The sequence below is a fragment of the Ottowia sp. genome (assembly GCF_016703145.1).
Classification (GTDB): domain Bacteria; phylum Pseudomonadota; class Gammaproteobacteria; order Burkholderiales; family Burkholderiaceae_C; genus Ottowia.
This window is the reverse complement of sequence record NZ_JADJCO010000003.1, coordinates 1863081-1869789: the sequence shown is the minus strand read 5'-3', so window position 1 is coordinate 1869789 and position 6709 is coordinate 1863081. Positions and strand designations below refer to the sequence as shown.

6 protein-coding genes and 1 pseudogene are annotated in these 6709 nt (G+C 56.7%); 6 read left to right on the top strand and 1 reads right to left on the bottom strand.

Annotation, left to right across the window (positions count from 1 at the left end; genetic code table 11):
• Positions 1–228: 228 nt before the first annotated feature.
• The 5 genes and pseudogenes from IPG65_RS12710 (at position 229) to IPG65_RS12690 (ending at position 4344) form a co-directional block, all read left to right on the top strand.
• The gene (locus IPG65_RS12710; RefSeq protein WP_293189918.1) at positions 229–909 is read left to right on the top strand and encodes a transposase; all 681 of its coding nucleotides are present in this window, start codon (positions 229–231) and stop codon (positions 907–909) included.
• Entirely contained in the window at positions 906–1601 is a 696-nt protein-coding gene (locus IPG65_RS12705) for a transposase (RefSeq protein WP_293189916.1), read from the top strand. Before IPG65_RS12710 ends, IPG65_RS12705 begins: the two co-directional genes overlap by 4 nt.
• A gap of 253 nt (positions 1602–1854) precedes the next feature.
• Positions 1855–2076, top strand: a pseudogene (locus tag IPG65_RS12700) (hypothetical protein); the annotation flags it as partial.
• 52 nt (positions 2077–2128) lie between these two features.
• A complete protein-coding gene (locus IPG65_RS12695; protein ID WP_293189912.1) occupies positions 2129–4027 on the top strand; it encodes an RNA-directed DNA polymerase in 1899 nt (632 codons plus the stop codon).
• Between the two features lie 5 nt (positions 4028–4032).
• Positions 4033–4344 (top strand): hypothetical protein, encoded by a 312-nt coding sequence (locus IPG65_RS12690; protein ID WP_293189910.1) that lies wholly within the window; start codon positions 4033–4035, stop codon positions 4342–4344.
• Positions 4345–4585: 241 nt separating this feature from the next.
• Here IPG65_RS12690 and IPG65_RS12685 read toward each other — a convergent pair whose 3' ends face one another.
• Positions 4586–5959, bottom strand: coding sequence for an IS1380 family transposase (locus tag IPG65_RS12685; protein WP_293189854.1), 1374 nt, complete (start codon positions 5957–5959; stop codon positions 4586–4588).
• Between IPG65_RS12685 and IPG65_RS12680 the strand changes: the two genes are divergently transcribed.
• The gene (locus IPG65_RS12680) at positions 5903–6691 is read left to right on the top strand and encodes a hypothetical protein (protein WP_293189908.1); all 789 of its coding nucleotides are present in this window, start codon (positions 5903–5905) and stop codon (positions 6689–6691) included. The two genes, IPG65_RS12685 and IPG65_RS12680, sit on opposite strands and share 57 nt — an antisense overlap.
• The last annotated feature ends 18 nt before the right edge of the window (positions 6692–6709 follow it).

The window sequence follows — 6709 nt, the reverse complement described above, 5'->3', positions numbered from 1 at the left end:
CTCGTTCGTTACAGCGCCTTGGCTCCAAGCCTACTTCACACCGCCCGCAGATCAATCGCAAGCGATGAAGGAGGAGCTTCGACTGTCAGATGAACTGGTCGCCGAACTCCTTGTGGCTGAGCACCTTCCTGAATCCGTGACCTCGCTCCTGGGTTTAGGGTAAATCCCCATAGAAATCAAGCACTTGGGCCACATCTTGAGTTCACCCAGCAGGTGAAGGAAGCGCAAATGGCTGAACCGGTGGAATTTGTTGTCAAGAAGTTGCCCTACGATTTGAGCAGCCATGGCGGTTTGGCCTTGGTTGGGCGCCTGTTCAAGCGCATCAACCTGCCCGCCATGATCGATCCCCAGTACCCCGTGCGCGGCGGCATCGCCAACAGCGACATCATCAAGTGCTACCTGGCCCTGCTCACCCTGGGCAAGAACGACTTCGAGGCTGTTGAGGGCTTTCGCTCCCAGCGCTTTGCCCACCAGGCACTGGGCCTGCGTGCCGTGCCGTCCAGCGCCACACTGCGCCAGCGCTTTGACGCCATGGGCACCCAGTGGAGCGAGCTGGCCGATCAGATCAACCGCGCCGTGCTGGGCCTGCACATCAACGGCGCGCCCATCGACTTCGGCGCCCTGCCCACCGGCCACCTGCCGCTGGACATCGACACCTTCGTCATGGACCAGAGCGACACGGCCAAGGAAGGCGTGTCCTGGACCTACGCCGGGGTCGACGGCTACTGCCCCATCGCGCTGTACCTGGGCACGCGCGGCTACTGCCTGGAGCTGGACTTGCGTGCGGGCAGCCAGCACAGTGCCTGCGAGAGCGAATACAACATCGAGCGCGCGCTGGGCACGGCCTGCGCGGTGAGTAGCGCACCCTTGCTGCTGCGCGCGGACTCGGGCTTTGCTCGCGGCACTTGATCACGCAGACGCTGGCGCAAGCGGCCCGGCTGGGCCGCCAGGTCGATCTGCTGATCAAGTGGAACCCGCGCAGTGCGCCGGTGGAGGCGATTGCCGCGCAGCGCTGCGCCGACACGAGCACCGCGTGGATGCAGCTTCGAGTGGGCAAGCGCGAATGCCTGTGGAGCGAAGCGCTGGATGGCGGTGAGCTCAAAGCCGGATGCAACCGCGCGCTGCGACGCGTCTACCGCCTCACCGAGCGCACCATCGACAAAAAGGGCAACGCCTTGCTGCTGCCCGAGTACGTGCTCGAGGGCTGGACCACCACGCTGGGCCCAGAGGTCAGCGCAGAACAGGTGATTGCGCTGTACCGCGATCACGCCACACATGAGCAGTTCCATGCTGAGTTCAAGACCGACATGGACTTGAACCGTCTGCCCTCGGGCAAGTTCGCCACCAATCATCTGGTGTGTGCGCTGGCGGCGGTGGCGATGAATCTGCTGCGCATCGTGGGTCAGCACACGCTGCACGAGAGCGACAGCCCGCTCAGAAAGGCGGCGCTGCGCCGTCGCATCAAGACGGTGATGCAGGAGTTGATGTACAAGGCCGCGCGCATCATCAGCCACGCCAGGCGCTGGGTGCTGGGGATATCGGGCAGCGACTCGGGTTTTGCGATGTTCGAGCGCGCCTTTGGGCGTATGAAGGCGGCGTAGCGCCCAAGGCTGGCCAAAGGCGCGCTGGCAAGTTCACGGATCTCACAAAACGCAGGGTGCTGCGGAGGTAGGTGTTGGCCAGTGGTGGCCACTGGGCAACAAAACCCTGAACCTGCGGCTGCGAACGTGTGCTCGCGCACGAGAAATCGCCCATCGGTTACCCCATCAGGTCGAAATCTACAGTGAATCCCTGATTGCCGCTTCAATTGCTGGTGCATTGGGGGTGAACTCAAATCGAGGTCACGGATTCAGGAACGAAGAAAGCTTCTTCGTCCGCCACGCCTACTTCCTGGGCGCGAGCGACCCCTACAAATCCCTCAAGACCACCCTCAAGGCCGAGATCAACGCCGAAGCTTGGGAATCGCTCAACAGCGACACTTCACGGCCGTTCGGTAAGCCGGTGTCGGGGAGAATTGCTGTGAAGGTCATTAATCATCTTGGGGATGAGGTGATGAAGGTGTTCAAGGTGGCATGAGATGCAAATAAGTGAAGCCCAAGTCGACCTTGCCTACCGGAAATTGAAGAGCTTGGTCTACTACGACAAGACCGATCTTCGCTTGCGTGCACGCTTGGCTGCATTTGAATGCGATCCGACCTTTGATGCCAAGTTGGCCCATGTTCACAGCGTGGTCAACGCCGATCGTCCAGCAAAGGAGCGCGTTTTTCGAAGCTGGCTAAAAGGTGTTGGATACCGCTTGGTTCCAAAGAAACTGAAGCCTGGCCCAACGGGCGCTGAACCGAACGAAGAGGAAAAAGGACGCTACATCACGAATGTGACCAGCAGCCCCACCATCGAAGTGGAACGGGTCAACTATTTTTTTGATGGGCCGATCGAACTCCATCTGATCGCGGTGCTGTGGATCATGGTCGAGGGCGTAAAGCTTGACGCAATGCTACGACCCGAGTGCTGTGGATCGCGTTTGTCAACCAATTTGCTCGACGATGACGACGATTCCATCGCATTGTTCGCCAAGTACCACGAGCAATATGCGCGCTGGCGAGACTCAGGTATCCGGAAAGCGAAGCAACTACTCATAGACGACCAACTCAATGTAGCGATTCTTGGCTTGGATATCCAAGAGTATTTTTATCGAGTTTCTATAAACTTTGATGAGATCAAGTCTACACTCAGCGGAGAAATTGAATCGGCTGAAGAAGAGTCTGAAAAATCCGAACACCCGCTCTTGGATTGTATCGAAGAGATAGGAAATACGTATCAGCAACGCATCGCATCGCTACTGCAACAAACGCACCAGGATCTCGATACAGATGTCCCCGGACTACCAATTGGACTTTGCTCGTCATTGGTCCTTGCGAATTGGTATTTGATGGAATTCGATGCGGAAGTGCTCAGGGTGGTGCGACCTGCATACTACGGCCGCTATGTCGATGACATCCTCTTGGTCGTTCCATTGCCAGTAGATCCAGCGGCAAATGATGAAGACCCGGTGCGCGGATTTATCCAACAGCTACTAGTCAAGCCTAGACTTTTGAGAGATACCCAGGATGGTGCATTCAATATTCGAAACCGTGCTGGATTGCGGCTGCAGCAATCGAAGTGCATCCTTCAATACTTTGATGCGCGACACTCTATCGCTGGCCTGGAGAAATTTCAAAAAAAGCTTGAAGAAAATGGTAGTGACTTTTTGCTGCTTCCGGTCGAAGAGGCGGACAACTCCCTGGAAGACGTCGCGTACGAATTGCTGTACGAAGGGTCTACGAACAAATTTCGGAGTGTGAAGGGGGTTGCTGAAAATCGTTACGAACTTGCCAAGCACCTTGCTAGACAAACCATTCTTCATTTATTGACTGACGACCCACCCGATAAAAAAGTTACAAGGGGGTTGCAGAAGTTCTTTAAGGGGCGCAGTGCCATCGAGTTCTTCGATCTTTGGGAGCGTGTATTTACGCTTCTTGGGATCGCTGGTGATCGAGTCACTCTGAGAGCGTTTCACAAGCAACTCAAGAGCGAAATATCCCGAATTCGCGCCGATCAAGATGAGGTGAGAGTGCAGATCGCCAAAGACCTAACTTCTCACCTGGAATTATCTTTGGCGATGGCCGATGCAGTGTGCTCCGACGATGTTGGTCTTTCGGAACTGATTGAGGGAATTCATTCTGAAACGCTGCGTCGGTCAAATCTGCTAAGACATCACTATGTTCGCAGGCCCTTGCTCAATTACACCGACTACTCCGGTCCGTTGAGTACTCGGGCGCCCAACAAAACTGTCAAAGCTGATAAGCGAAAAATGAAGTACTCACCTAGATTTGTGAACTTCGATGAATGCATGCTTCTTGCATACAGCGGTGACATTTCCATTGATCAATCCAGAGTTTTTAATGTTGCTTCACATATCTTTGAGATAATCAATCGACGTGAGGTGACTGGTTTAGAGTGGTTGGTCACTACCGAACAGGAGGATTGAAATTCATGGCTAAATTTGAGGTCCTTTCGGTAGGAGCAGAATCCCCGGATCTTCATAGCGATATTCAGATTGCGCTGGCCAACGTTCCAGTGAATTTCGGTGATATTGAGAAAAGCTTTCTTGGGATTCCCAACCTTGGAGGCATGCGACTCAAGCCACTTACGAATTTGCTGAATGAAATCTCTAGCTATCGAGAAAAAGGTAAGCGCCGCATTGATCTCGTGATATTTGCAGAAGTTAGCGTACCCCACGCTTGGGAATCAATGTTGGTTGCTTGGGCACGAAAGCACCACATTGGTGTGGTCCTGAATCCGTGACCTCGATTTGAGTTCACCCCCAATGCACCAGCAATTGAAGCGGCAATCAGGGATTCACTGTAGATTTCGACCTGATGGGGTAACCGATGGGCGATTTCTCGTGCGCGAGCACACGTTCGCAGCCGCAGGTTCAGGGGTTTTGTTGCCCAGTGGCCACCACTGGCCAACACCTACCTCCGCAGCACCCTGCGTTTTGTGAGATCCGTGAACTTGCCAGCGCGCCTTTGGCCAGCCTTGGGCGCTACGCCGCCTTCATACGCCCAAAGGCGCGCTCGAACATCGCAAAACCCGAGTCGCTGCCCGATATCCCCAGCACCCAGCGCCTGGCGTGGCTGATGATGCGCGCGGCCTTGTACATCAACTCCTGCATCACCGTCTTGATGCGACGGCGCAGCGCCGCCTTTCTGAGCGGGCTGTCGCTCTCGTGCAGCGTGTGCTGACCCACGATGCGCAGCAGATTCATCGCCACCGCCGCCAGCGCACACACCAGATGATTGGTGGCGAACTTGCCCGAGGGCAGACGGTTCAAGTCCATGTCGGTCTTGAACTCAGCATGGAACTGCTCATGTGTGGCGTGATCGCGGTACAGCGCAATCACCTGTTCTGCGCTGACCTCTGGGCCCAGCGTGGTGGTCCAGCCCTCGAGCACGTACTCGGGCAGCAGCAAGGCGTTGCCCTTTTTGTCGATGGTGCGCTCGGTGAGGCGGTAGACGCGTCGCAGCGCGCGGTTGCATCCGGCTTTGAGCTCACCGCCATCCAGCGCTTCGCTCCACAGGCATTCGCGCTTGCCCACTCGAAGCTGCATCCACGCGGTGCTCGTGTCGGCGCAGCGCTGCGCGGCAATCGCCTCCACCGGCGCACTGCGCGGGTTCCACTTGATCAGCAGATCGACCTGGCGGCCCAGCCGGGCCGCTTGCGCCAGCGTCTGCGTGATCAAGTGCCGCGAGCAAAAGCCCGAGTCCGCGCGCAGCAGCAAGGGTGCGCTACTCACCGCGCAGGCCGTGCCCAGCGCGCGCTCGATGTTGTATTCGCTCTCGCAGGCACTGTGCTGGCTGCCCGCACGCAAGTCCAGCTCCAGGCAGTAGCCGCGCGTGCCCAGGTACAGCGCGATGGGGCAGTAGCCGTCGACCCCGGCGTAGGTCCAGGACACGCCTTCCTTGGCCGTGTCGCTCTGGTCCATGACGAAGGTGTCGATGTCCAGCGGCAGGTGGCCGGTGGGCAGGGCGCCGAAGTCGATGGGCGCGCCGTTGATGTGCAGGCCCAGCACGGCGCGGTTGATCTGATCGGCCAGCTCGCTCCACTGGGTGCCCATGGCGTCAAAGCGCTGGCGCAGTGTGGCGCTGGACGGCACGGCACGCAGGCCCAGTGCCTGGTGGGCAAAGCGCTGGGAGCGAAAGCCCTCAACAGCCTCGAAGTCGTTCTTGCCCAGGGTGAGCAGGGCCAGGTAGCACTTGATGATGTCGCTGTTGGCGATGCCGCCGCGCACGGGGTACTGGGGATCGATCATGGCGGGCAGGTTGATGCGCTTGAACAGGCGCCCAACCAAGGCCAAACCGCCATGGCTGCTCAAATCGTAGGGCAACTTCTTGACAACAAATTCCACCGGTTCAGCCATTTGCGCTTCCTTCACCTGCTGGGTGAACTCAAGATGTGGCCCAAGTGCTTGATTTCTATGGGGATTTACCCTAAACCCAGGAGCGAGGTCACGGATTCAGGTGTGGTGTGTGGACTAGAACACTGCGTCAACGGACAAGGAGCAGCACTGAACCAAGTGTTGGCGGCTCTCCCTTACCAGACAGGGACGGGGCACTGGACATGCGTTCCAGTTCGCCGCGTGAAGCGCTACTACTCTCCACACGAAGAATTCATCCTGACCAATGAAGGGTTCAAAGTCCCAACAAAGAAGGACCCTTATCACCTCTTTCGTTGGCGAGGTGCAAGCTTTGCGATTTACAACTGCTTTGAACTCGCTTCTATCGAGGACCGTACGATATTTAAAGGTAAGGTCGACTTTATCGTTGCATCCGAATTCAATCGCGACACCACGTACTTTTCCAATATTGTGGAGTCGGCAGCGCGGGATTTGCACTGCTATGTGGTTCAGGTCAACGATTCAAAATTTGGTGACTCTCGGGTTGTCAGCCCCTCAAAATCGGAAAGCATGAATCCACTTCGAATCAAAGGCGGCGACAACTTGACCTTTCTGACGATGAACCTCAATTTAAAAGCTCTGAGAACACACCAACGCAAAGGCTACGGACTTCAAAAGGACTCGAAGGATTTCAAACCGACACCGCCCGGGTTTCCAATGAACGAGTTAAAGGCGCGCATAGCGCTAGGTCCATGAACAAATTCGCGATGGCCT